Source organism: Corynebacterium stationis (genome assembly GCF_001941345.1).
Lineage (GTDB): Bacteria > Actinomycetota > Actinomycetes > Mycobacteriales > Mycobacteriaceae > Corynebacterium > Corynebacterium stationis.
Map to the genome: position 1 here is coordinate 318,581 of NZ_CP009251.1, position 23,407 is coordinate 341,987.

Genomic DNA, 23,407 nt, shown 5'->3' on the forward strand with positions numbered 1-23,407 from the left:
CAACCAATCTAAGTCACCACGTTGACCGGCTGTGACCTATCTTAAATCGACGGCTGTACTAGTGATAATCAACATAGTCCCGGGTAAGTGGCGATTTTCTGCCCAAAACTAGTTTGTTGGGTGTCACGTCCTACAGTGTGGTCAACGAGAATTAATAAGCTGGGCTAATTCACACGGATGCGAAAATGTATTCCACGGGATGGGAAGTGGCTTTGTTCCCGGCTAGCGTTTGCGGCTACCCCATATAGAGGGCGATCCTTTCACCCGCATTGGGATAACTTAGGAAACCCCGTAGTGCTGGTGGTTAAGTCCCGATAGACGTGACTAGGCCCTCGCTATCCAAGAAAGCGGGAGCGAGGGCCTAGTTTTTAAGAACTTGCATGCTCAGTCTGGTTGAACAGCCGGTGGGCAAGACCCAAATAGACCGCAGGTCTATGAAGGGGAATTAGTTCTTGGTGATGTCGGTGAAGACTGGAACGGAATCCCAGCCGAAGACCACGTTGTCAACGTTCTCGGAGTAACCAGCGGTCACGTTGGAGTACCACAGTGGGATAGCTGGAAGGTCTTCGAACAGGATGGTCTGAGCTTCCTTGAAGCGGCCAGCTGCTTCCTCTGGGGAGCCAGCTGCGTCAGCTTCGCGGATCTTGGCGTCAAAATCAGGGTTAGAGTAGTCACCGTCATTGGAGCCAGCGCCGGTACCGTAGAGTGCGGCTAGGAAGTTGCCCATGCCTGGGTAGTCAGCCTGCCAGCCGGTGCGGAATGCGGTTTCGATGGTGCGGTTGGTCACTTCATCACGCAGGGACTTGAAGTCTGGGTATGGAGCGCCAACAGCTTCAATCTCCAAGGTGTTCTTGATGGAGTTGGCTGCTGCATCAACCCATGCCTGGTGTCCACCGTCAGAGTTGTAGGCGATGGCGAACTCAGGCGAGGACCATTCATTGATCTCATCTGCTTGTGCCCACAGCTCCTTGGCCTTTTCTGGGTCGTATTCCAAGACCTCATTGCCAGGAACGTCTTCGGAGAAGCCTGCTACAACTGGGGAAGTGAAGTCATGGGCTGGAGTACGGGTGCCTTGGAAGATGGTGTCAGTGATCTCTTCGCGATTGATGGCATGAGACAGTGCCTGACGTCGCAGGACGCCTTCTTCGCCACCAAAGTGCTCCAAGGATTCACCGATCGTAAACGACTGGAAGACCGCGGAAGGCTGGTTGACAGCGCGGTCGCCCAGGTCAGACTCGTACACGGAGAACGCGGAGTCTGGAATCTGGTCCAGAACGTCTAGGTTGCCGGAGAGAAGGTCAGCGTATGCTGCGTCCTGGGAAGGGTAGAAGACGATGTCGAGGCCATCGTTTTGTGCTGCGTGATCGCCTGGGTAATCAGGGTTTGGTACCAACAATGCGTTGGAGTTGTGGTTCCACTCTTCCAGCATGTACGGGCCGTTGCCCACTGGGTTTTCGCCGAATGCATCCATGTCATCGAATGCGGACTCTGGCAGTGGGGCGAATGCGGAGTAGCCGAGGCGCTGTGGGAAGTCAGCGGTTGGCGCATTCATGGTGACCTTAAAGGTCTTGTCATCGATGACCTCGAGGCCTTCGAGCTCTTCGACGCCCTCTTCTGCATAACCCTTGATTGGCTCGAAGAAGTACGCACCCAGCTGTGCATTGGCAACGGCATAGTTCCACGCATCCACAAAGGAGTTGGCAGTCACGTCTGTGCCGTCGGTGAACTGCCAGTCCTTCAAAGTGATGGTGAATTCAGTGTTGTCGTCGTTAGCCTCAATGGACTCTGCGACTTCGTTGTACGTCTCGCCATCAGCGTCGTATCCCACGAGGCCGGAAAAGATCGAGTCGATGATCTTGCCGCCGCCTGTTTCGTTGGTGTTGGCAGGAACCAGGGGGTTCTGTGGCTCGGTGCCGTTGGCGAGAATGTAGTTGTCGCCTCCTGATGAGCCGCCGTCGGAGGACGCGCCATCATCAGATGAGGAGTCGGAGCACGCCACGAGGGCGAGCGTGGTTGAGGCTGCAGCGAGCAGCGTGATCGTCTTCTTGATCGTCATGAGGGGTGACCTCCACGTTGAGATGAAAAAACCATTAGCCAAACCTGTGATTGGGCTTGGAGTAAATCTACCTTGTGAACGACGACACAAACAAGAATTGCAAAATCTGCGCTGGTTAAAGTGCGTCAGTCCCATGTGGTGAAACTGGAAGCTACCTGCGAAGATTGTAAATCGTTTTGCAAAAAATGTATTTCCACTCACCCCGTTTAAGGGGTGAGACGTAGCCAACTCCCAATCGCCTCGACGAATCCAGTTGGGTTTTCCAAGTGCGGCATATTCTTTGCCTGAGCTACCGTGCTTTCAGTGAAGTTTGATGCCACCCGCGTACGTGCACGACGCATGACCGGCAGCCACAGGCGTTGCCCAGAGTGTAAAAACAGTACGGGGGATTCCACGCGGCGCTCTAGCCAGCGCAGCGGCACGCCGGAAGTCAGCAGCCTGTGGTTATAAATAGCCCCCCGTTGCACATTGCCAATTTGGGAAGCTAGTTGGCGCAGTCGCACAAACTCTTCGTATCTTAAGGCGTTGTTTTTCCGAAATTTGGAAGACGTATTATTGTCCAGCTCGCCTTTGTAGAATTTCTGCGGCACCGTGTGTACCGGTAGTCGGCACCAAAAAGAGCTGGCAAGAAGATAAAGAAAATCCCACGGGCGCGCGGCGATGCTTCGACGCAAGTCAACCGGGAAAGCGCCGGAGATACTCACTACGCCAGAAACACGCTCTGGCTTATCGATGGCAACGGTCCAAGCCAAAGACGCTCCCGTATCGTTTCCCACCACTATTGCCTTGTCGTAGCCGAGGGCCTGGATGATGCCAGAGATGTCTCCGGTGAGTGTGCGGATATCTTGTCCGCCACCTGAAGGGGGTTTATCGGACATGCCAAAGCCGCGCAGGTCAACTGCGGCGACGCGGAATCCCTTGCTGGCCAATGGGGCAATGACGTCTCGGAATTCGAACCAGCCGCCGAAGGAACCGTGAATTAAAACAATTAGAGGATCCCCTTTTTCTCCAGCGGTAACCACGTGTAGACGAATTCCGTGGGTGTGGACAAACTCATGTTCAAAGTCTCCTTTGAGCTCCACGACGGACGGAGAAAGAGGCTTAGCGGTCAAGTGAATTCCTTACAGAAGTACGTTGGCGGCTCATATAAAAAATCCGCCCGCAGCAAGATCTTATGCGACGGACGGATGGGAGAGGGAAAGGAAGAGGTTTTAGGTGTAAAGGCCCTTATTGCGCTTTTCTACTGCATCCTTTGCCTTACCTGGCTTGAGGTGCTTGAGCTCTCCGACTGATTCAATAGTCTTTTCTGGCTTTTTCACCTTCTTGATCTGGCTAAAGCCAATGGCCGCTAGGACGCCTGCGATAACAAGCATGAGCAGGAAGACGATGAGGTATGCAGCCCAGCGGTCGAACCACAGCTGGGTAAGCAGCTCCGCGAGGAAGAAGAAAAAGAAGAAAGAGCTGTATAGGGCAATAGTGCCAGCTGCGCCGAAGAGGCCAGCGCCGATGCCGCCCTTCTTAGCCGAGGCCGCTAGCTCGGTCTTTGCTAATTCAACTTCAGAGCGAACCAGCGTAGAAATCTGCTCAGTCGCATTAGAAACTAGTGTTCCGATAGAAGTCTCACCCGGCTTGCTGGTGTCAACATCCGATAGCGGAATGGAGTTAACCTTTGGGCCGAAGCTCTCGGTGCCATCGGTGTAGAGTCCGTCTTTGCTCACGGTAGAAAACCTTCCTCAAAGGGTGCGCAGAATCATTTCATTAATCTTTAACAACCACAGTAGATCAAAAAAGCCACCGTGACATACGTTCCCATCCTAATAGATTTAAATTGTCGCGCTTTGTTCGGCGTGGCAATTGCTGTAATTAGGGAAAACATTCGGGATCTGGCGAGCACCAAATCCTCAGCCGATTGGCCGAGGGGGGCATCGATAAGCACCTGCGACCCCCCACGTCGGTAGGTAAAGAAACTTTAGTGAGTTTCTTTACCCCGCGAGTGGCGTGTGTGGCCAAGTGAAAAAGTCAGTCACTTTGGGTTCTTTGCGTTGTTCCAGTGCTGGGCGCTGAAACAACCAGACGCCGGCTACCACCAAGGCCGCAACGCCTGCGACAACGGAAGCGCCAATGCCGACTTCCTTTGCGCCAGGCATAGTAAAGAGAGGAACTGGGTCGCGGAAAGTGCGGATGTCCCACTGGTTTTCTAATGCGGCCTTCTTCATGGCGCGGTCTGGATTAACGGCAACTGGGTTACCTACTAATTCCAGCATTGGAATATCCGTGGCCGAATCTGAGTATGCAAAGCTTTGGTTCAAGTCGATATTCTCGGAGGCGCCGATTTTGGCTACCGCATCCGCTTTGGCGTGGCCTTTCAGGTAGTGGACAATTCCGCCGGTAAAGCGGCCGTCCACCGTCTCTAATTCGGTAGCGACAACGTGTTCAACACCAAGTTCCTCGGCGATGAGTCTCACGAGTGTTTTCTCGGAAGCGGAAATGATCACAACTTCGTGGCCAGCGGCTTGGTGGAACTTAATGAGTTCACGAGCCTCGTGATAAATCGCTGGCGTGACCACTGTATGCATGGTCTCACGTGCGATATTTTCTACTTCTTCCACAGACCAACCAGTTACCATCGCTGCCAATTGGTCACGGGTGGCGTCCATTTGCTCAGAGGTCTGCCCGGCCATCATGTAGCTGGCCTTGGCCAATGTCATCTGGAGGGCATCACTTGGGCTAATGAGGCCGTTGTGCATGAATTCTTTGCCGAAGGCGAAAGCAGACGAGGTGGCAATGATCGTCTTATCCAGGTCAAAAAATGCCGCGATGCGGCCGTTCTTCGCTGGTAGAGGATCGTGTGTGCTCATGTTCTGCTTTCTTAAAATCCATGCCGACGATTATCTAACTGTTATCCGCTAGCCAATCGAGCAAGTGGCAATGCCAAAACAATACCGATTAATTGTAACGATTGGGAAACACGTTAACTGCTGTGACTATTGTGGCACCGTTCCTGGTCATTGTCTATAGGAAGAATCGGTGAAAATCATTGAATCGTTACTGAGTTATCCACAGGAAATCTATGACATGTCACTCTTTGGGTAGAGAAGTGGCGAGTTATCCACAGGCACTCTAAGTAGGCCTAGTGCTGGATATGCCCCCAAAGCCATAGTTGAAGACATGAAGCACCACACCGATTTTATTCTGATTGCCTGCACAGACCCCGTAGTTACACCAGAGGCAGCACATGCCGCTGCAGCCACCCGGCGCGAGGTTATTCACGTTACCGATCCGCGCGACCTTAGCCGCTACGCCCTTGATGCCGCGGCGGTGATTGTTGACGCCTCGACTGCTGTACACGTTGCAGCCACCGGGCGGCGCTCCCGCATTTACTTTGTAGCGCCAGAGCCCGGGCCTATTGATTATGAAATGGCGCTGCGCTCGCACGCCGAACAAGCTTTCATCCTGCCCGCGGAATCAACGCAATTGCTGCAAGCCTTGGCGGCAGATACCACTGAACAGCACCATGCTGCCGCGTTGCGTATCACGGTGGTTGGCGCCAGCGGAGGAGTAGGCGCATCCACTTTGGCTGCAGCGATTGCGCGTATGGCCTGTGCCGAGCAAAGTACGGCGTTGTTAATTGATGCCATTCCGCTCTCCGGCGGTCTTGATTTATTGATGGGCTTAGAAGCCGCACCTGGTGCCCGGTGGCCCGATATTTCTTTAGGCACTGGCGCAATTGATGCAACAGATATCGCGGCAGCTTTACCAAGTACACCTGATGGCATCACGGTGTTATCTGCGGCGAGAGCAAAAGTGGAGACTCCTTTTACTTTGGAGTCAGAAGCCGTCGGGCGTTTGATTTCCGCAACTTCAGGCGGATTCGATGTTTTAGTTGTAGACGCCCCGCCGACACATATTCCGCAAGCATCAGATTTGGTGGTTGTGGTGTGTGCGGCAGAGGTGAGGTCCTCAGCTGCTGCCGCTGAAATCTGCGCGGAGCTGAAAGCACGGGGAAGCAATTTTGTAGTGGCTCTTCGTCACCGTGGATGGTCAGGGTTAAGCGCTCGCGATATTGAGCGCATTACTCAAGGCGATGTGTCAGTGGAAATTTCCCACATCAAAAGCCTCACTAAGGCAACTGAGGTTGCAGGTCTTCCCACCGTATTGCCCAAGAAACTCGCAGCCCCGGCATTAGAGCTTCTAGCTGTGGCGGGGTGGTGACGATGGTGGATAACGCGGCAACTCTAGTTGCGTCCTTACAAAGTGCTTTGGCAGAAGAGCCCGGCTTAGCGCACAACCCCGCGGCGGTGGCTCGACGAATTCGGGAAGAGGCAGGAGTCATTAGTGACGTCGAGGTTTTAGAAATCCTCCGGCGTTTGCGCAATGACACCTCAGGTTTGGGCCTTTTAGAGCAAGTATTAGCGCGACCGGGGATTACGGATGTGGTGGTCAACGGCCCCGAAGATGTATTTGTGGACCAAGGAAATGGCCTGCAGCGTGCAGCAATATCTTTTAACTCTGATGCGGAGGTGCGCAGACTGGCCACGCGCTTAGCAATTAGCTGCGGTCAACGCCTTGATGATGCTCAGCCTTTTGCCGATGGGCGAATTAATCGCGACGATGGAACTAGTTTGCGCATTCACGCTCTACTTGCCCCGCCGAGTGAATCAGGCACCTGTTTAAGTATTCGCGTATTGCGCCAAACCAACACTTCGCTTGATGACTTGGTTGATAACCGCACCCTGACTAGAGAAAGCGCCGAGCTTCTTCGCGCCATGATTGCAGCACGGACTTCTTTCCTGGTTATTGGTGGTACGGGTTCTGGAAAGACCACGCTATTATCGGCGCTGCTGTCTGAGGTGTCTGTTGATGAACGCCTCCTTATTATTGAGGACACCGCAGAACTGCGACCTAATCATCCGCATGCGGTTACTTTGGTTGCGCGCCGGGCAAATGCTGAAGGCTCTGGTGAGATAACCATGGCGCAGCTTTTGCGTCAATCATTGCGTATGCGACCTGACCGCATCGTGGTCGGAGAGATTCGCGGTGCCGAAGTTGTGGACTTACTCGCAGCGTTAAACACCGGTCACGATGGTGGTGCTGGAACTCTACATGCCAACTCCTTGCACGAAGTTCCGGCACGTATGGAAGCGCTTGCAGCATTGGGAGGGCTCGACCGCACGGGCCTGCATTCGCAGTTGGCGGCAGCTGTCGATGTCGTCTTGACCATGGCACGGCAACCCGAAGGCAGACGCCTTCGGGAGATCGGCATCCTCACAGGAAACCCTGTCACCACCGAGGTCATCTGGTCAACGGATGCTGACCTGCACCCTGGATATCAGAGCTTTCGGGACTCTCTTGCTCTGCGAACGCATGTTCCGCGAACACATGCTCCGAGCGACTTTGAACCGCGGGCTGTTGAGGAAGATGCAAAGCCGGATGCTGTAACCGGGAACTCGAACCTGCATATTCCTGCTGGCTTTGATGGCTCATTGGATAACTTCCGAACAGGAGAAATCTCATGAATCCGGCCGTTTATGCACTGCTTCTTCTTGCCTTAAGCACATCAGTGTCAGAGACAAAGAACTCGGAACGGGTAGTTAATAACAAGAAGTTGGCCACCGCTGCGCCCGCCTGGATGATTCTGGCCACGGTATTTCTTGCAGTCTTTCTTTTTATGGTCCTTGGTCGACTCACTGTGATTGTGGCAGCCATCATCGTTGCAGCCACAGTGGCGTGTAGCTTCAACAATGCGCGGAAGAAGAAGATGAACGTGCAGGCAGAAGATGCCATCGCCAGGCTTTTAGGAAATATGACAGCCGACCTGCGCGCCGGTGCCTCGTTTCCGGCAGCACTAAAACGCGGAGCCGAAGATTTAGCGGCAAGCTCGACAACGTCGATGGAGATGAAAACAGCAATTGCAACCGCAGCGGTCGTAGCTCATCGCGGTGGCAGCGTCTCTACCGTGCTGGCCACTTCGCACCCGCAGTTAAAAACCCTAGGCGCGTTGTGCATGCTGAGTGAAAGGCACGGCATTCCGCTTTCCGATGTCTTCGAACAAGCCCACAACCACATCGAAGCCAGAAAGCGCCACCGTGCGGCAACGAAAGCCAGCCTGCAGGGACCGCAGGCCACCGCGATTGTGCTCACGTTGTTGCCGCTGGCAGGGATTTTCATGGGCACCATCATGGGCGCTAACCCCGTGGGGTTTCTCCTGGGCGGTGGCATCGGCGGAGTGCTCTTAGTTATCGGCGTGGCTTTGGCGTGCGCCGGATTTAGTTGGTCACGCACCCTCGTTGCCAACGCAGCGAGTTAAAAGAAGCTATTGAAAAGGAAAGAAAAGACATGAATTACAGCGTTATCGCTCTTATCCTCATTGCAGCAACCTTATGGATTCCCAGTGCTAGCGGAGACATCGCCAAGCGATATGTGCACAGACTAGGCCCCAAGACCCCGCGCGCCGGGCCGAAGGGAACGCTTAAGGATGACGGCAAGCTGCAAATTTTGCTGAGCAAAGTTCTGCCCCAGAGCTCATCCGTAGTTGATCCTTTGGTCATTGCTGGCGATATTGAGCTTTTCATCGCCTGCGTGCGCGCTGGGTTATCTGTTCAACAAGCCACGAGCGCAGTATCGATTGTGGCCGATGAACCAACTGCAACCTATTGGGAACAGGTCAACTCCTTGCTTGCGCTTGGAGTGGAACCACACCGGGCCTGGGTGCATATGGAGCACCTACCTGGATTGGATGAACTTGCCCGGTTAGTTGTCATGTCGGAGCATTCCGGCGCTGCTATTTCCTCTGGTTGCCAACGGCTGGTGGACACACTGCGGGCGGATGCCACCAGCAATGCCATTGCCAAAGCCGAAAGAGCAGGGGTCTTTATTTCCCTGCCACTGGCGATGTGCTTTTTACCCGCCTTCATCGTGCTTGGGCTAGTTCCGGTAGTAATCAGCCTGGGTGCACAACTTCTCTAACCGCCAACCCATTTACCAGTTCGAAAATAACAAACTCTCTGAACGCTTAAGAAAAGGAAAAATCATGAACACTCACAACAATCTGGCAAGCAAAGCTCTCGCGGTAGTCGTTCGCAAAGCGAGCGTAGTCAACAATGAAAATGGTATGAGTACCATCGAATATGCGATGGGCTCGTTGGCTGCCGCAGCCTTGGCGGCGGTGCTATATCTCGTCATTAATGGCGGCGCGGTAGTTGATGCCATTGAAGGAATTATCACTGATGCTCTATCGAACACGCCGGGTTAATCTAGCACATTCAAGATAAGGAGGAAAGCACGTGAAGAAGCTGGTATTTAATGACCGGGGCTCGGTCACCATTGAAGCGGCGCTGTCATTATCAGTGCTGATTATCGTGGCCGCGGCAATAGTCGGCGCGATTGCGAGCATGGCGGCATATATTTCCGCCGTTGATATTGCGGGTGCTGCTGCGCGGGCGCATGCCATCGGCGTTGAATACCAGCCACCTCGTGAAGATATCTCCGTGGCTGTCGCAGAATCTTCCGGACTCATCACGGTGACAGCACAGGTTCCTGGTGTTATCGGCACTATGAGCGCCACCGCAGCCTTTCCCGCCGAGGTAGGTGGGCTGTGATGATGGTGCGCAAGAAGCTTATCGATGACTCCGGGTACGCCACCATCGCTTCCTCCGGAATCATTATTGCCGTTGTAGTCTTGCTTGCTGCAGTGGCGGTGATTATTTCCCGCGTTGTGGCTTTCCATCAAGCCCAGGTTGCCGCCGATATGGCAGCGATTTCTGGCGCATATTCACTAGCCCGTGGGGAAGACGGCTGCGTCGAAGCCGCGCGCATCGCACTTGCCAATGCCGCAGACCTCGAGCAATGTACGGCCCAAGGAGCTGATATTCAGGTTGCAATTACCGTGCGCGGGCAAACTGCACAGGCGAAAGCGGGTCCTATTTAGCTAGCAGTTAACGTCACCAACGCGCCCAGTAGTTTGAGCGCGCCTGCCTTATCCAGCGGCTGATTGCCGTTGCCGCACTTCGGTGATTGCACGCAAGATGGGCAGCCGGATTCGCACGGGCAGGAGCGTACTGCTTCGAAGGTGGCTGCAATCCATTCGGGAAAACGCTTGAAACCTTCTTCGGCAAAGCCGGCTCCGCCGGAGTGGCCGTCGTAGACAAAGACCGTGGGCATCTGCGTGTCCTGGTGTAGGGCAGTGGATACACCACCGATATCCCAACGGTCACAGGTGGCAATCAATGGCAACAGACCAATGGCGGCATGTTCAGCAGCGTGCAGCGCGCCGGGAATATCGGCCGCGCGAATACCCATTGCTTCCAGCGCCAATGGGTCGACGGTATACGCCACCGCGCGGGTGCGCAGGCGTTGCTCCGGAAGATCGAGTGGGAAAAGATCGGAGGTGGTGCCATCGGCAAGCTTGCGGAAGTAGCCGACGACTTGGTCGGTGACTTCGACATCGACAAGCGCTGCCCATACGCCGCCACCGTAATCTTTTAGCTCATCCTCATTCGCCGCGCCCATAATTGCGATATCCGTCGTGGAATTGGGCTGCGTGGAATACTCCGGCTCGCCCGGGGTGGCAAAGGCGATGCCCTCATTAATATTGAGGTCATCGATGATAAAGCTTTCGCCCTGGTGCAAATAGACCGCACCAGGATGCACCTGAGAATTCGCGCGGGCACCATCGACGGTGCCCAATAACCGGCCATCGCTGGTGTCCATAATGAGCACGTCATTGCCCGCTCCGCCGCGCAGGCTGACCTGTGAGTGTGCGGTCTCCGGCCGCAGGTCACTATCTAACTGCGGCACGGCGAACCAGCCCTGCGGGCGGCGACGGACAAGTCCTTGGCGGGCAAGTTCTTGTATCACTTGCTCGGCGCGGTAGAAACGCACCTCAGCATCGGTCAACGGTTGTTCGGTGCACGCGCAGTAGATATGTCCGTAGAGGATATATGGGTTTTCGGGGTTGAAAACACTCGCCTCGACTGGCCTGCCCAGTAGCGCGTCGGGGTTGTGCACGAGATAGGTATCCATCGGCTCATCGCGTGCGACAAAGACCACCAGGGAGCCCTGCCCGCGGCGACCGGCGCGGCCAGCCTGCTGCCAAAAACTTGCTACCGTGCCGGGAAAACCCGCGGTGACCACGGCATCTAAACCGCCGACATCGATGCCCAATTCCAGCGCCGAGGTGGTAGCCACGCCCAGTAACTCGCCATTATCGAGTGCTTTTTCCAGCTTGCGGCGGTCCTCAGCCAAGTAGCCTGCGCGATAAGAGGCAATCCGCTGCGCAAAATCGGGCCTTGCTAGTGCGCCGGAAAGCTCAGCCTGGCAGCGTAAAGCGACCTGCTCTGCGGAGCGGCGGGAGCGTACAAAAGCTAAGGTGCGAGCACCTTCGCCAACGGTTGCCGCCATGATTTCGGCAGCTTCCGTGGTTGCGGCGCGACGCACTGGCGCGCCATTATCGCCTTCCGCGCCCTCGATAAAACCCGGTTCCCATAGCGCGATGGTGCGCTCACCAGTCGGTGCGCCGTCATCGGTGACCTCGGTAAAACCTACCCGGGAGGTCAACCGCTGCATGTGAGCGCCGGGGTCATTCATCGTGGCAGAAGCCCCAATAATGGTTGGATGCGCGCCATAACGTGCACAAATGCGCAATATCCGCCGCAGAACTAACGCGACATGTGCGCCGAATACCCCGCGGTAGGAGTGGCATTCATCAATGACAATAAATTCCAGGTGCCGCAAGAACCTGGTCCAGCGTTCATGCGCAGCCAAAATCGACATGTGCACCATGTCGGGGTTGGAAAACACAAAGCGCGCATGGTCGCGAATCCCGGCCCGTGCTTCGGTCGGGGTATCACCGTCATAAGGAGAAGGAATGACAGAGCTTAGCTTGTCGATGCCCTTTGTCAGCTCCATTATCGCCAACAACTGATCTGAGCCGAGTGCCTTCGTCGGTGTTAAATACAACGCGCACGCGGTGGAGTCTTCTGCCATTCGGGTCAAGATAGGAAGTTGATAACCCAAAGACTTTCCCGAAGAAGTGCCCGTGGCCACCACTACGTCGCGTCCGGCGAAGGCTGCATCGGCGACTTCGCGCTGGTGTGAATAGGGCGCGTGGATGTCGCGGTTCTTAAAAACCTCAACTAGCTCGGGCAATGCCCAGTGAGGCCACTCGGTATAGTGCGCCTTCTTAGCAGGCTGAGTGACGGAATGGGTCAGCGCGGAGGTAGAAAACCGTGGCTTTAGAGCGGCGAGTAGTTCTTCACCAAAACTCAAAATCTACCCCCTTTTTAGGTAGTCGAGAAAAAGAATTCCTTTAAAGACTACCGCCGGGTAAGCAAACGTGTCACACTGACTGTGGTCGCAGTTTCTTGGCGCAAGATTTAACACCACTTTGGTGCTCGCAAAAAGAGTTATAGCAAGATTTTATCGCGTGCACCCGGGGGACCGGGAGTTCGAAAAAGTTTGTTTGACCCGGCGTTGATAATTCTTCAACGACGAACCCCCTATTTTTAAGGATATTTATCATGGCACAGGGAACCGTAAAATGGTTTAACGCTGAAAAGGGCTTCGGCTTCATCGCTCCAGAGGATGGCTCCGCAGACGTTTTCGTTCACTACTCCGAGATCCAGGGCAACGGCTTCCGTACCCTCGAAGAGAACCAGCAGGTTTCCTTCGAAATCGGTGAGGGCCAGAAGGGCCCACAGGCAACCAACGTTAACGCTATCTAAGCATTAACCAACTGCCTTTATCCTCCACATCCACTTCGGATGTGATGGCTGGATAAAAAATTAAGGACTCCTTCGGGAGTCCTTTTTCAGTTTTGTCTGTTTGAATTTCTTACTTATTTACCGGGGTAGTGGATTCAACCACGTTTGTGTAGGGCGGCCAGATCTTGTCGAAGACCCACATGAACACGAAAGTGTAGATGAGGAAGAAGACCAAGATGCTGGCTTGTAGGAAGAAAGCTTCCAGTAAAGAGACTTTAAGAACCCAGGCAACAACTGGGATGAGAAAGCACGTTAACCCGCCTTCAAAACCAATAGCGTGGACAATGCGGTGCTTGACCGTGCGGGTTTGAGATTCTTGGCGGCGCTCCCACGCTTCAAACATCGACGTCCAGATGAAGTTCCACGTCACTGCCACCGTAGATGAAGCAATGGCAACAGCACCTGATTGCCCACCGCCAAATCCCAGTGCGGATAATCCAAAGGTTACAGCGAGGATTCCCACTAGCTCATAGACGATGACATAGACGATGCGGCGCGTAGTTGCTGACAAGAATCCTCCAAAAAGATGCAGTTAAAAGTGCGGAAATTGAGCTTAGTCTGTTTAAGCGCGAACGCACATTATCAAGGACTTCCCATGCCTGGCTGGTAGCATCGACGCCCATGAAGTTTCGCGGGTTCGAAGACTACGCACATGAACATGGCATAGACGCCGAGGTGCTCCCCGAAGAGCAAAACAGTGACTATGAATCCGGTGTTGCGACAATTGAAGACGCGAAATGGCACATTCGTACCGCGCGGAATACCCCGACCAAACCGGGAGCGTTCGTTGCTTTCTGGTGCCGAGATAAAGACGGCACAACGGCACCCTTCAAAGCTGATGAAGTTATCAGCGGGCTGCTTGTATTTGTGGAGCAGAACGGGCAGCGGGGAGTATTCCGATTTACCGCTGAGCATTTGGAAGCGCTTGGTATTACAACAGGGAAGCACTCCGGGAAGCGCGGGTTTCGGGTGTATCCAAGCTGGGAAACGAACTTAAATAAGCAGGCCACAGCAACGCAGCGTGCCCAAAGTCCAGCGTTCCAAGAATACTGAAGCGTTCAGAGCTCTTCATTAAGCGTTCAGCAATGAACGCTTAATTATGGGCTTCGGCGTAACCGCGGCGCACGTCCAAAGCGTCCATGATCTTATTTTGCGTGCGTTGAACCAAAAAGCCTAAGACGGTAGCGAGAACGACTGACAAGAGCATCGCAAATAGTGGGCTGCCAGAGAAAATGACGCCGCCGAGATAACCAATGGCCAGTGCTTGCGCAGCCCACAGGATTACGCCGAGGGTGTCGAAGATGAAAAACATTGGCCACGGAAAACGTACGGAGCCCAGCAAAATGGTCAGCAGCAGGCGGGCAGACGGGATAAAGCGGGCGATGATAATGGCCGCGCCGGCGTTTCTGCGCATATTGCGCTTGACCCACACTAAGGCACCATAGGCCTTGGAGCCGCGACGAATGCGGTTGACATAAGGCATCAAACGCGTGCCTAAGAGGAAACAGAGGTTGTCACCAACCACGGCGCACATCACCGCGACGATAAACATCAAACCAATATTTGGTTCCCCGCGCGCACCGGACCAAGCACCGACGAGATTCAGCGGAATTTCTGAAGGCAAAACGGGGATAAAGCTATCGCCGAAGATTAAAGCGCCGATGACGGGATAAACCCAAGCAGTGGACATGAGAAATTCAATCCACATCGTGAGGGTGTCAACCACTGGTGAATGCTCCCTTTCTGACGGGGAATTTCCGTCGAATACTAACGCGCCGTGGAAGTTGCAATGCAGGCTGATAATTAAAGGAAAGCCTGTTGCACTATGGGTCTTAAGAAGATTCTAGTGGCAAAAGCGCCAAGTGATAACAAGTAGTAATGCGTTCAACATTTAATCGAAATATTGACGGATCAACAGCGCATATCTGCAGTTAATAACGGTAGTTAGGGAGGATAATTTATTTATTGCGTCAGTGAGGCGCAACTTGTTGACTTTTGTATGGTGTGGTGAAGTAGTGGTAGAAACATCTGAGACAGCCCTATTAAATACAGTATCTCTAGTAAAACTTGCCCCACGTGCATGTGGTTGGTGATGTCGCTGTGTACTGTAGGGGCAATTAGACATTAGGTTCGAATCATCGAAGGAGATGAGGTCGACGTGGCAGAGCCATCAGGCAAGACATTAGTCATCGTGGAGTCAGGTACGAAGGCGAAGAAGATTCAGCCATACCTAGGTGACAACTACATCGTTGAGGCCTCAGTAGGCCATATTCGCGACTTGCCTCGTGGTGCTGCTGACGTTCCTGCGAAGTTTAAGAAGGAAGCTTGGGCGCGCTTAGGCGTCAACCCCGAAGACGACTTTACTCCGCTCTATGTCATTAGCCCGGATAAGAAAAAGAAGGTCGCTGACCTTAAAGCCAAGCTCAAAGAGTGCGACCAGCTTTATCTGGCAACAGACCCGGACCGCGAAGGCGAAGCCATCGCCTGGCACTTGCTGGAGGTTTTAAAGCCTAAGGTTCCGGTGCGCCGCATGGTCTTTAATGAGATCACCAAGTCGGCCATTTTGGAAGCTGCGGAAAATACTCGTGAGCTGGATGAGGACTTGATTGATGCGCAGGAAACTCGCCGCATCCTCGACCGTTTGTACGGATATGAAGTCTCGCCCGTGCTGTGGAAGAAAGTCATGCCACGTCTATCCGCTGGTCGTGTGCAGTCGGTGGCAACCCGTGTCATCGTTGAGCGCGAGCGTGAGCGCATGGCTTTCGTGTCTGCGGAATACTGGGATTTGTCTGCGGATTTAGCAGCGAAGAATTCCGATGCATCGAATCCTGCGCCGTTTAAGGCACGCCTGAGCAGTGTTGATGGCCAGCGCGTTGCCCAGGGCCGTGATTTTGGTGATGACGGCAAGCTGACTACCAATGAAGTAGTCGTGCTGGATCAAAAGCGTGCACAGGCGCTTGCCGATGGCCTCGATAACGCTGCCATGCACGTTGCTTCTGTCGAGCACAAGCCTTATACCCGTAAGCCTTATGCACCGTTTATGACATCGACTCTGCAGCAGGAAGCCGGGCGGCGTCTGCACTTTACCTCTGAGCGCACCATGCGTATTGCGCAGCGACTGTACGAAAACGGTCACATTACCTATATGCGTACTGACTCGACCTCGCTGTCGCAGCAGGGGCTGACCGCAGCGCGTGATGCAGCGGTGTCGAACTTCGGCAAGGAATACGCGGCATCGAGCGCGCGTCGTTATGACCGCAAGGTGAAAAACTCGCAGGAAGCACACGAAGCGATTCGTCCTGCTGGTGAAACCTTTGCAACCCCTGGCCAGCTTTCTGGTCAGCTGGATGCTGAGGAATTTAAGCTTTATGAGCTGATTTGGAAGCGCACCGTGGCATCGCAGATGGAAGATGCCAAGGGCCAGTCGATGAAGTTGACCGTTGCAGGTGAAGCATCGACAGGCGAGAGCGTGGAGTTTTCTGCAACTGGTCGAACCATCACCTTCCCAGGCTTTTTGAAGGCCTATGAGGATCAAGCTTCGGCGAAAAACGAAGACGAAAATCGTTTGCCGCAGCTTGAGCAAGGCGATGACCTCGACGTTGCCGAAGTTACTGTTGACGGGCACTCGACCAATCCACCGGCGCGCTATACCGAAGCCAGCTTGGTCAAGAAGATGGAAGACCTAGGCATTGGCCGTCCTTCCACTTATGCTTCGATCATCAAGACCATCCAAGACCGCGGCTATGTGGTCTCGCGTGGCAATGCCCTGGTGCCAAGCTGGGTTGCATTTGCCGTGGTGGGGCTTTTGGAGTCGCACTTTACGGAATTGGTGGACTTTGATTTCACCTCTTCGATGGAAGATGAGCTGGATGCGATTGCCTCCGGTAATGAGGACCGCACTCGCTGGCTCAACGGCTTCTACTTCGGCGATGCTGAGAAGGGCGCCGAAGACGCAGACATCAAGGCAGCGTCAATTGCACGTCACGGTGGGCTGAAATCGCTTGTCGATGTCAATCTGGAAAACATCGATGCCCGCAAGGTCAACTCGATCCGTCTGTATACCGATGCCGAAGGCCGCGATGTATTTGTGCGCGTCGGCCGCTACGGTCCTTACATCGAGCGCCAAGTCGGAGTTAACGCAGAAGGCGAGCCGGAATACCAGCGCGCGAACCTATCTGAGACCACCACGCCAGATGAGCTTAACGAGCAACTCGCGGAGAAACTTTTTGCAACCCCACAAGGTGGCCGTGAACTGGGCGAAAACCCAGCCAATGGGCGCACCATCGTGGCGAAAGAAGGCCGTTTTGGTCCCTACGTGACCGAAATCGTGCGCGACGATGAGCGTGCGAAGGCTGAAGCTGAAGCCGAGAAGGTCGTTGCCGAAGAACGCGCTGCGGAAGACAAGCAGCGTAAAGAAGACGGCATGCGGGCGAAGAATTGGGAGACCAAGACAGCCGCCAAGCAAAAGGAAAAGCGCATCAACGAATACGTTGATGAAAAGCTCAAGCCTGGTACTGCCTCGTTGTTTAGCTCCATGGAGCCTTCGCAAGTGACCTTAGAAGATGCTTTGCAGCTGTTGTCCTTGCCGCGTGAAGTTGGCGTGGATCCTGCAGATAATGAGGTCATCACGGCACAAAATGGTCGCTATGGCCCGTACCTCAAGAAGGGTACGGACTCGCGTTCTTTGGCGAATGAAGAACAGATCTTCACCATCACCTTGGATGAAGCGCGCCGTATTTATGCTGAGCCGAAGCGTCGCGGACGCCAGGCTGCGCAGCCACCGCTGAAGCAGCTCGGTGACAATGACGTCTCGGGTAAGCCAATGTCGGTCAAAGATGGTCGCTTTGGTCCTTATGTGACCGATGGCACCACCAATGCCTCGCTGCGCAAGGGCGATTCGCCAGAGACTTTGACGGATCAGCGCGCCAATGAGTTGTTGTCTGAACGTCGTGCGAAGCAAGCTGCCGATGGCGGTGGTGCAACTAAGAAGACCACCAAGAAGACGGCCGCGAAAAAGACCACGGCTAAGAAGTCCGCGGCGAAGAAGTCCATGGCGAAGAAGTCCACGGCGAAGAAAACTGCTGCTAAGAAGCCTTCGCCGGGAACGAAGAATGTGGTCAAAGCGGGTTCGCGCCGGAAGTAGTCATCAGCGGTAGGCTGGGCGGGGTTAGCACACGCACGAAAGGACTAACCCATGCCACAGTTGCCGCTGACTGCTTCGTTGGAAGAGGGGCTCGATGAGCTGCTTTCCGATGTCTCCCAGGTAGAAGTCGAAGGCGAGTTCCTTACCCGTTCGCTTGAAGGGGTTCACGCTGTTTTGGCCGCGCTAGCGCCGATGCCGAAAGAGCAGGAGCGTTTAGCCGTTGCGCTTTTAAATGATGTGAGCTTCTTCAGCCGTATTTTGCCGCTCGTGCCAAAGGTCCACGTGCTGGCGGAACCTGCGATTTTGCTCCTGCTGGCTGGCAACGCGATTGCGCGTGCCGGTGAAATTACGCCGGGACACTATGTGTCTTTGGAAGATTATGTGCAAGCAAAACGCAACCCCGGTTCAGTCGATGCACCAACGGCGACTCCGCAAACGCTGGAATCAGATTCTTTGTGGCAAACTACAGCTGCATTGGTTGCGGGAGCTGTAGCGCGCATCGCTAAGAACTCGGCGGAAAAGTCGCAGGCTCTTCGTACGCCATCGCGCTGGGGCGTGAAGGCTGTTGTTTTATCCAACCTGGGATATTCCGCCGCAGCACTGGGTGCGGGCGCGCGGCCCCAGGGCAAGACCATCGGTCTTTATGCCGGGGTATGGGCAGCGGGAGTTGGCGCGGCTGTACTTGCTGCGCGTAACAATAAAGTCTCCCAAGACATGGTGCCCGCGGTTGTCTTAGGTGGTGCAGCATCAGCGACCACGGCTGCTTTGGTATCGGATGAGTCAGTATTTCGTTCAGGCTCCATTGCCGCGCGCGGGGCGAGCCACGGCGCGAACCTACTATTTGCGGCAGAAGCCATGACCTTTGCCCGCGCCGTAGTGGAGGGAAGCATCGCCGGCAAGGGCAACAAGCGAAACTTCTTCAAGCGCAATCTGAATGCAGTCCTCGGTGCGGTGGAAAGCTCAACCAGCTTCATTGGCCACGTGCTGCTTGCCGATGGCCTCAACCGCCGCTAGGGATATTGCTTGTTGAAATATTCCTAGGACAAGTAATTGCTGCAAGCAATTACTCTGAAGCCTCCAATTCGCGGCGCTGTTTCGCGCTGTAGAGCTCTGGCTGCATCGTGGGGCCATAAGACAAGCGGCGGTGCACGGCTTCAAATGGCCCGCGTTTGTTGGCCTTTTCCAGTACCCACGCCAGCAGTAAGGACACTGCCCAGACGCCAAAGGCCAACGCTGTCTGGGCGGTGACGCTATCTGGTGCATAAGCAAAAGCAAACGGGTAGCAGATGATGATAAAGGCGATGGACTGGAAGACATAACCACTCATGGAACGCTTACCCAGGGCGATAGGAACCTGCAGCCACACCGGTGGGGTATGACCTTGGTTGACGCGGTCCTGGATGGGTTGAAGGGCTAGCGCAAACATCGCTAACAGCGCAGGGCCTGTCAGCGTACCCAGCATTGAGTTCGCAATGACGAAGTTTCCGGCGAGAGCTTCGGGCAATACGCCAATGACTGAAAGACCCCACGGTAAACCGATACCGAGGATAATAAGCCCGCCGACAATCGCCCAAGCCCACAGTTCTTTCCGGTGCGCGCGGACATCGGCAAGCACTCCGCGCCGCGCCCACGTAAACCCGATGAGCATAATCGGCACATACATAATCACGTAGCCTGGGTAGCCTGTCAGGTTCAACAGGAAGTAAAGCCCGTTAAAGGCCAAGAACTCTCCGATGCTGTGAAGCTCCGTATTACCGGCTCCGCCACCGAGCGTGTTGGCTATATCTGGCATGGCGATTAGCGCCCATATCAAGTAGCTAAGACCCGCCACCAGCACGATTCCCAAAAGACTATAGGAAATAATCGCGAGAATTTTATCGCGCATGGTCAATAGCGCCGCGATGAGCATGCCGGAGAGCCCGTAGTAAAACATGATGTCGCCGTAAAAGAGCAAAAGCAGGTGAACTGCACCAAATACGGCGAGGAAGAAATAGCGCCGCAGCAATACCGCGCGAGCGCGACTGGCAGGAAATTGTTTGCGCCACAAACTCATGGCAATCAACCCGACGCCAAAGCCCAGCATGGTGGTAAACAGCGTCAGGCCGCGGTTGTGGGCGAATAGGGTAGTCAATACCGCCAAGATTTGATCCCAGACCGTGTTGACTGAACCTAAGAACTCCGAATGCGGCGCACTAGGTGTCAACCATGCCGTAGGAAGATTAGCCACGGCGATGCCCAGCAGCGCTAGGCCACGGGCAACATCGGGCACCACCATGCGGGCGGTGCCTGCACTAGTTGCTCGCGGTCTCGGGGGTTGAGTGTCATCTTGAGCCATGAGGCCAAGATTAACAGCTATAATTCTGCGCGGTCGGCCAAAGTTGCGCGGATCGGGCGCGCGAGTTGCGTCATGCGGCGGCGTCCGCGCAGCTCAATAGACTTCATGAACGTCCAGCGAGCCTGTTCAGTCTCATTCGCATTTTTTAACGTGGAAGCATTAGTCAGCACGCGTCCAGGTGTATCTTTTGCGAGCTCAGTCAGACGTGCGGCTTCGTTGACGGCGTCGCCGATGACGGTGTACTCAAAGCGATCTAGCCCGCCGATGTGGCCGGCAACCACGTGCCCTGCTGCCACGCCGATACCGGCTTGGAGTTCCATATCGCGCAATTCGTGGCGCAGTTCGCGTGCAGCTTGCAAAGCTAGCGACGTGGAATCGTAGACATTCAAAGGAGCACCAAAAATGGCCAGCGCAGCATCGCCCTGGAATTTATTGATGATGCCCTTGTTGCGGTGAACTACTTCTACAACGTGCTCAAAGAAGTTATTGAGCTCTTCCACAACGCGTTCCGGGGTGTTGTTGACCGCAAACGTGGTGGAGCCAATGACGTCAATAAAGAGCACTGCTACCTTCCGGTCTTCGCCGCCGAGCTCGGGGCGCTCATCCATCGCGCGCTGCGCAACTTCATCACCGACGTAGCGGCCGAAAAGATCCCGTAGGCGCTGGCGCTCATGCAAACCGCGCATCATTTCATTGAAGCCGGCCTGCAATACACCCAGCTCGGAGCCATCGTAGATATCGACTTCTACGTGGCGTTCACCGCGACGCACACGGTTGATGGCATCTTGGAGCTCGTAAATTGGATCCACCACGCTCATGGTGGAATAGGCCGTGGCCATAGCGCCGGTGCCAAGGGCAGTGAGCGTCAACGCGACGACCGCCGGCAAGATGGCATTGGCATCGTCTGTAAAGATGCCGGCAACTTGCGCCAAAAATACTAAGACAATACCCAGCAGCGGCACACCGGTGGACATAATCCACGAAAGATACAGACGCTGCTTAATTGGCGGTTCTAGGGTGGAGTCCTCAAAGCGGCGCGCCAAAGCAGTAGCGGCAACAGGGCGAACCATGCGTTCTGCCTGCAAGTAGGTAATGAGGACGACGACCATTCCAGCCAGGATCGAGGCAACAGCTACTACTAATCCAAGTGTGGCATCGGAAGCAGAAGTAATCGCTACGGTGATACCGATTCCAATGAGCCACACCAGTGCGGCAACCGCTGCTTGGTAAATAGGAATGCGCATAACCAGGTTGCGCACCATATTCGGGTCATGGTTATCCGGATTGCGCTGCCAATCCCACACGGGGCGGAAGAGCAATATCGTAGCTGCCATGCCGACGATGACCGCGAAGATAACGAAGGCGAAACCTAGCCCCAAGAGATTGTCGAAGTTCGTGGTGAATTCACGAATTTCGGGCATGGGTAGGAAATAAACCACAAAGGTCATAATTGCAACGGCGCCAACAATATTGGTGCCCAACACGATCGCGGCATAGATGGGCCAGGAAGTGCTCATCAACCAAAAAAGACCGCGCATGACTCTGCTCATAGCTTCCCACTCTATCGTTAGTGACTAGGCCTTCGCCTAAAAAGGTCTAAGCTCATCAAAAATCAGACTTGTGCAGGGGGACAAGGCGCATGGACATAAGAAAGTAATATGGGTGAGGTGACTGAGATTTCTTTAACAAGCGGTTCTGTTGCGCAGCGTTTAGCAGATCGCCCGGCAGTGCAAGAGGCCATTTTGCAGGCCGCGCGCGCCGCCCGAGGGCTGCCAGGTGCAGATCCGCGCGCAATGAGCCACTCCTGGCTGTTTACAGGCCCACCGGGCTCAGGGCGTTCCAATGCGGCGCTGGCTTTTGCCGCAGCATTGATGTGCACCAATGTGGACACCAACGGTCCCGAAGCAGAGCTGGGGTGTGGGCAATGCGATGGGTGCCGCTCAGTTTTAGAGACCCAATCTCATCCGGATCTGAAATTTTGGACCCCGCAGGGGCTGACCATCAAGGTTGAGGAAGTCCGTGGGGTTATCAAAGACGCGATTGCGCTGCCTACCCACGCGAAGTTTCGCGTGATTATCTTCGATAACGCAGATCGCCTAACCGCTGGTGCATCGAATGCTTTGCTAAAGACAGTGGAGGAGCCTTCGGCGCAGACCGTCATCATTATGTGTGCACCTTCAGCAGATCCGCAGGATTTCTCCCAAACCTTGCGTTCACGCTGCCGGCATTTATATATCCCTTCGCCGTCGGTCGAATACATCGTGGAGCAATTAGTGTCGGAGGGAGCATCGCCTAACGATGCCCACCTCGCCGCACTTACTTCTCTTCGCCACGTGGGTCGCGCACGCCGATTAGTGACCAACCCAGATGCGCAAAAACGCCGCGCGATGGCGATTAATCTAGCCGAAGATGTCTTTCACGGCTCCCAAGCTTTCCAATCTGCTCAGGCGCTCATCAAGCTGGTTAATGACGAAGCTAAGTCAGACGGTGCAGAGCGGGAAGAAAAGGAAGTTTCCAACTTGGAAGTCGCCTATGGCGCCGGCGGAAAAGGCAAAGGCACCGGGCGTGAAAACCGCGACCTAAAATCTGCGGTTAAGCGATTGCAAGACCAACACAAATTGCAGCAAACCCGCCGCCAGCGTGACTATCTGGACTTAGTGCTCATTGACCTGGCTGGTATTTACCGCGATGCCCTCATGCGCAAAGTTGGAGCCGACGTGGAGCTCACGCATCCAGATTTCGAGGGACTAGCTGATGAGCTTGCCGCCCGCGTGAGCGAAGAAGGACTGTTAGCTTGCCAGAACGCGATTTCGAAGTGTCGCGAGCAAATGGGCCACAACGTCACCCAGCAAATTGCCTTCGATGGACTCATCGGAAGACTGCGTCTAGCTTGTAAAACGCGCTGATAGCCCGGCTGATTTCACGCCTGCAATGTAGCTAAGCTATTCTTTATAGGCGCCGATTTCTGTAATTGGCGCAGGCCGCTTTAGCTCAGTCGGTAGAGCGTCTCACTCGTAATGAGAAGGTCAGGAGTTCGATTCTCCTAAGCGGCTCACATTGAAACCCCAGTTCAGAACAAAACGTTTCTGGACTGGGGTTCTTTTTTAATTTTA

General features: G+C 54.6%; 21 protein-coding genes and 1 tRNA gene. 13 read left to right on the forward strand and 9 right to left on the reverse strand.

The window, feature by feature from the left end; all coding sequences use genetic code 11:
- Positions 1-445 precede the first annotated feature (445 nt).
- From CSTAT_RS01610 to CSTAT_RS01625, 4 genes are all read right to left on the reverse strand, one after another.
- Positions 446-2,056: a peptide ABC transporter substrate-binding protein gene (locus CSTAT_RS01610; RefSeq protein ID WP_075722250.1), complete on the reverse strand. Its 1,611-nt coding sequence runs from the start codon at positions 2,054-2,056 to the stop codon at positions 446-448.
- 206 nt (positions 2,057-2,262) lie between these two features.
- Complete coding sequence (locus tag CSTAT_RS01615) at positions 2,263-3,168, reverse strand: alpha/beta fold hydrolase (protein WP_075722251.1); 906 nt, start codon at positions 3,166-3,168, stop codon at positions 2,263-2,265.
- A gap of 99 nt (positions 3,169-3,267) precedes the next feature.
- Positions 3,268-3,774 carry a phage holin family protein gene (locus tag CSTAT_RS01620; RefSeq protein ID WP_075722252.1) on the reverse strand — a complete coding sequence of 169 codons (507 nt, stop codon included), beginning with the start codon at positions 3,772-3,774 and terminating at the stop codon, positions 3,268-3,270.
- Positions 3,775-4,038: 264 nt separating this feature from the next.
- Positions 4,039-4,914, reverse strand: coding sequence for an HAD family hydrolase (locus tag CSTAT_RS01625; protein ID WP_075722253.1), 876 nt, complete (start codon positions 4,912-4,914; stop codon positions 4,039-4,041).
- Between the two features lie 310 nt (positions 4,915-5,224).
- Between CSTAT_RS01625 and ssd the strand changes: the two genes are divergently transcribed.
- The 7 genes from ssd (at position 5,225) to CSTAT_RS01660 (ending at position 9,983) form a co-directional block, all read left to right on the forward strand.
- Positions 5,225-6,268, forward strand: coding sequence for a septum site-determining protein Ssd (gene ssd / locus CSTAT_RS01630; RefSeq protein WP_075722254.1), 1,044 nt, complete (start codon positions 5,225-5,227; stop codon positions 6,266-6,268).
- A 2-nt stretch (positions 6,269-6,270) separates the two neighbouring features.
- Complete coding sequence (locus tag CSTAT_RS01635; RefSeq protein ID WP_075722255.1) at positions 6,271-7,572, forward strand: TadA family conjugal transfer-associated ATPase; 1,302 nt, start codon at positions 6,271-6,273, stop codon at positions 7,570-7,572.
- Positions 7,569-8,363, forward strand: coding sequence for a type II secretion system F family protein (locus CSTAT_RS01640; protein ID WP_075722256.1), 795 nt, complete (start codon positions 7,569-7,571; stop codon positions 8,361-8,363). The genes CSTAT_RS01635 and CSTAT_RS01640 overlap by 4 nt, the downstream gene beginning before the upstream one ends.
- 29 nt (positions 8,364-8,392) lie before the next feature.
- Positions 8,393-9,022: a type II secretion system F family protein gene (locus tag CSTAT_RS01645; protein ID WP_075722257.1), complete on the forward strand. Its 630-nt coding sequence runs from the start codon at positions 8,393-8,395 to the stop codon at positions 9,020-9,022.
- A 64-nt stretch (positions 9,023-9,086) separates the two neighbouring features.
- Positions 9,087-9,308: a DUF4244 domain-containing protein gene (locus CSTAT_RS01650; RefSeq protein ID WP_066792289.1), complete on the forward strand. Its 222-nt coding sequence runs from the start codon at positions 9,087-9,089 to the stop codon at positions 9,306-9,308.
- Between the two features lie 31 nt (positions 9,309-9,339).
- Entirely contained in the window at positions 9,340-9,654 is a 315-nt protein-coding gene (locus tag CSTAT_RS01655) for a hypothetical protein (RefSeq protein WP_075722258.1), read from the forward strand.
- A complete protein-coding gene (locus tag CSTAT_RS01660; RefSeq protein WP_244892876.1) occupies positions 9,654-9,983 on the forward strand; it encodes an Rv3654c family TadE-like protein in 330 nt (109 codons plus the stop codon). Before CSTAT_RS01655 ends, CSTAT_RS01660 begins: the two co-directional genes overlap by 1 nt.
- Here the strand turns inward: CSTAT_RS01660 and CSTAT_RS01665 are convergent.
- On the reverse strand, positions 9,980-12,322 hold the full coding sequence (locus tag CSTAT_RS01665; RefSeq protein WP_075722259.1) for a DEAD/DEAH box helicase: 2,343 nt from the start codon (positions 12,320-12,322) through the stop codon (positions 9,980-9,982). The genes CSTAT_RS01660 and CSTAT_RS01665 overlap by 4 nt on opposite strands.
- A gap of 251 nt (positions 12,323-12,573) precedes the next feature.
- Between CSTAT_RS01665 and cspE the strand changes: the two genes are divergently transcribed.
- Positions 12,574-12,777 carry a transcription antiterminator/RNA stability regulator CspE gene (gene cspE / locus CSTAT_RS01670; protein WP_066792293.1) on the forward strand — a complete coding sequence of 68 codons (204 nt, stop codon included), beginning with the start codon at positions 12,574-12,576 and terminating at the stop codon, positions 12,775-12,777.
- Between the two features lie 109 nt (positions 12,778-12,886).
- On the opposite strand, the gene CSTAT_RS01675 is transcribed toward cspE, so the two are convergent.
- Entirely contained in the window at positions 12,887-13,327 is a 441-nt protein-coding gene (locus tag CSTAT_RS01675) for a PACE efflux transporter (protein WP_075722260.1), read from the reverse strand.
- Between the two features lie 110 nt (positions 13,328-13,437).
- Here CSTAT_RS01675 and CSTAT_RS01680 point away from each other — a divergent pair, with 110 nt between their 5' ends.
- Complete coding sequence (locus tag CSTAT_RS01680) at positions 13,438-13,869, forward strand: MepB family protein (RefSeq protein ID WP_075722261.1); 432 nt, start codon at positions 13,438-13,440, stop codon at positions 13,867-13,869.
- A 40-nt stretch (positions 13,870-13,909) separates the two neighbouring features.
- Here CSTAT_RS01680 and CSTAT_RS01685 read toward each other — a convergent pair whose 3' ends face one another.
- Positions 13,910-14,542: a DedA family protein gene (locus tag CSTAT_RS01685; RefSeq protein WP_075722262.1), complete on the reverse strand. Its 633-nt coding sequence runs from the start codon at positions 14,540-14,542 to the stop codon at positions 13,910-13,912.
- 432 nt (positions 14,543-14,974) lie between these two features.
- Between CSTAT_RS01685 and topA the strand changes: the two genes are divergently transcribed.
- Both topA and CSTAT_RS01695 read left to right on the forward strand, forming a co-directional pair.
- Complete coding sequence (gene topA, locus CSTAT_RS01690; protein WP_075722263.1) at positions 14,975-17,959, forward strand: type I DNA topoisomerase; 2,985 nt, start codon at positions 14,975-14,977, stop codon at positions 17,957-17,959.
- Positions 17,960-18,010: 51 nt separating this feature from the next.
- Positions 18,011-18,973 carry a hypothetical protein gene (locus tag CSTAT_RS01695; protein WP_075722264.1) on the forward strand — a complete coding sequence of 321 codons (963 nt, stop codon included), beginning with the start codon at positions 18,011-18,013 and terminating at the stop codon, positions 18,971-18,973.
- Between the two features lie 49 nt (positions 18,974-19,022).
- Here the strand turns inward: CSTAT_RS01695 and CSTAT_RS01700 are convergent, their stop codons facing one another.
- Positions 19,023-20,294, reverse strand: coding sequence for a DUF418 domain-containing protein (locus tag CSTAT_RS01700; RefSeq protein ID WP_083640600.1), 1,272 nt, complete (start codon positions 20,292-20,294; stop codon positions 19,023-19,025).
- Positions 20,295-20,311: 17 nt separating this feature from the next.
- On the reverse strand, positions 20,312-21,844 hold the full coding sequence (locus CSTAT_RS01705) for an adenylate/guanylate cyclase domain-containing protein (RefSeq protein WP_066792300.1): 1,533 nt from the start codon (positions 21,842-21,844) through the stop codon (positions 20,312-20,314).
- A gap of 108 nt (positions 21,845-21,952) precedes the next feature.
- On the opposite strand from CSTAT_RS01705, the gene CSTAT_RS01710 reads away from it, so the two are divergent.
- Both CSTAT_RS01710 and CSTAT_RS01715 read left to right on the forward strand, forming a co-directional pair.
- A complete protein-coding gene (locus CSTAT_RS01710; protein ID WP_075722266.1) occupies positions 21,953-23,200 on the forward strand; it encodes a DNA polymerase III subunit delta' in 1,248 nt (415 codons plus the stop codon).
- Between the two features lie 74 nt (positions 23,201-23,274).
- Positions 23,275-23,347 (forward strand) — tRNA-Thr (locus tag CSTAT_RS01715).
- Positions 23,348-23,407: the final 60 nt, after the last annotated feature.

What these genes read in the sequence shown, in the direction of transcription:
- CSTAT_RS01610 (WP_075722250.1), bottom strand. Translation starts at nt 2,056, where the DNA reads ATGACGATCAAGAAGACGATCACGCTGCTCGCTGCAGCCTCAACCACG.
- CSTAT_RS01625 (WP_075722253.1), bottom strand. Translation starts at nt 4,914, where the DNA reads ATGAGCACACACGATCCTCTACCAGCGAAGAACGGCCGCATCGCGGCA.
- ssd (WP_075722254.1), top strand. Translation starts at nt 5,225, where the DNA reads ATGAAGCACCACACCGATTTTATTCTGATTGCCTGCACAGACCCCGTA.
- CSTAT_RS01635 (WP_075722255.1), top strand. Translation starts at nt 6,271, where the DNA reads ATGGTGGATAACGCGGCAACTCTAGTTGCGTCCTTACAAAGTGCTTTG.
- CSTAT_RS01640 (WP_075722256.1), top strand. Translation starts at nt 7,569, where the DNA reads ATGAATCCGGCCGTTTATGCACTGCTTCTTCTTGCCTTAAGCACATCA.
- CSTAT_RS01645 (WP_075722257.1), top strand. Translation starts at nt 8,393, where the DNA reads ATGAATTACAGCGTTATCGCTCTTATCCTCATTGCAGCAACCTTATGG.
- CSTAT_RS01650 (WP_066792289.1), top strand. Translation starts at nt 9,087, where the DNA reads ATGAACACTCACAACAATCTGGCAAGCAAAGCTCTCGCGGTAGTCGTT.
- CSTAT_RS01660 (WP_244892876.1), top strand. Translation starts at nt 9,654, where the DNA reads ATGATGGTGCGCAAGAAGCTTATCGATGACTCCGGGTACGCCACCATC.
- cspE (WP_066792293.1), top strand. Translation starts at nt 12,574, where the DNA reads ATGGCACAGGGAACCGTAAAATGGTTTAACGCTGAAAAGGGCTTCGGC.
- CSTAT_RS01680 (WP_075722261.1), top strand. Translation starts at nt 13,438, where the DNA reads ATGAAGTTTCGCGGGTTCGAAGACTACGCACATGAACATGGCATAGAC.
- CSTAT_RS01695 (WP_075722264.1), top strand. Translation starts at nt 18,011, where the DNA reads ATGCCACAGTTGCCGCTGACTGCTTCGTTGGAAGAGGGGCTCGATGAG.
- CSTAT_RS01700 (WP_083640600.1), bottom strand. Translation starts at nt 20,294, where the DNA reads ATGGCTCAAGATGACACTCAACCCCCGAGACCGCGAGCAACTAGTGCA.
- CSTAT_RS01705 (WP_066792300.1), bottom strand. Translation starts at nt 21,844, where the DNA reads ATGAGCAGAGTCATGCGCGGTCTTTTTTGGTTGATGAGCACTTCCTGG.
- CSTAT_RS01710 (WP_075722266.1), top strand. Translation starts at nt 21,953, where the DNA reads ATGGGTGAGGTGACTGAGATTTCTTTAACAAGCGGTTCTGTTGCGCAG.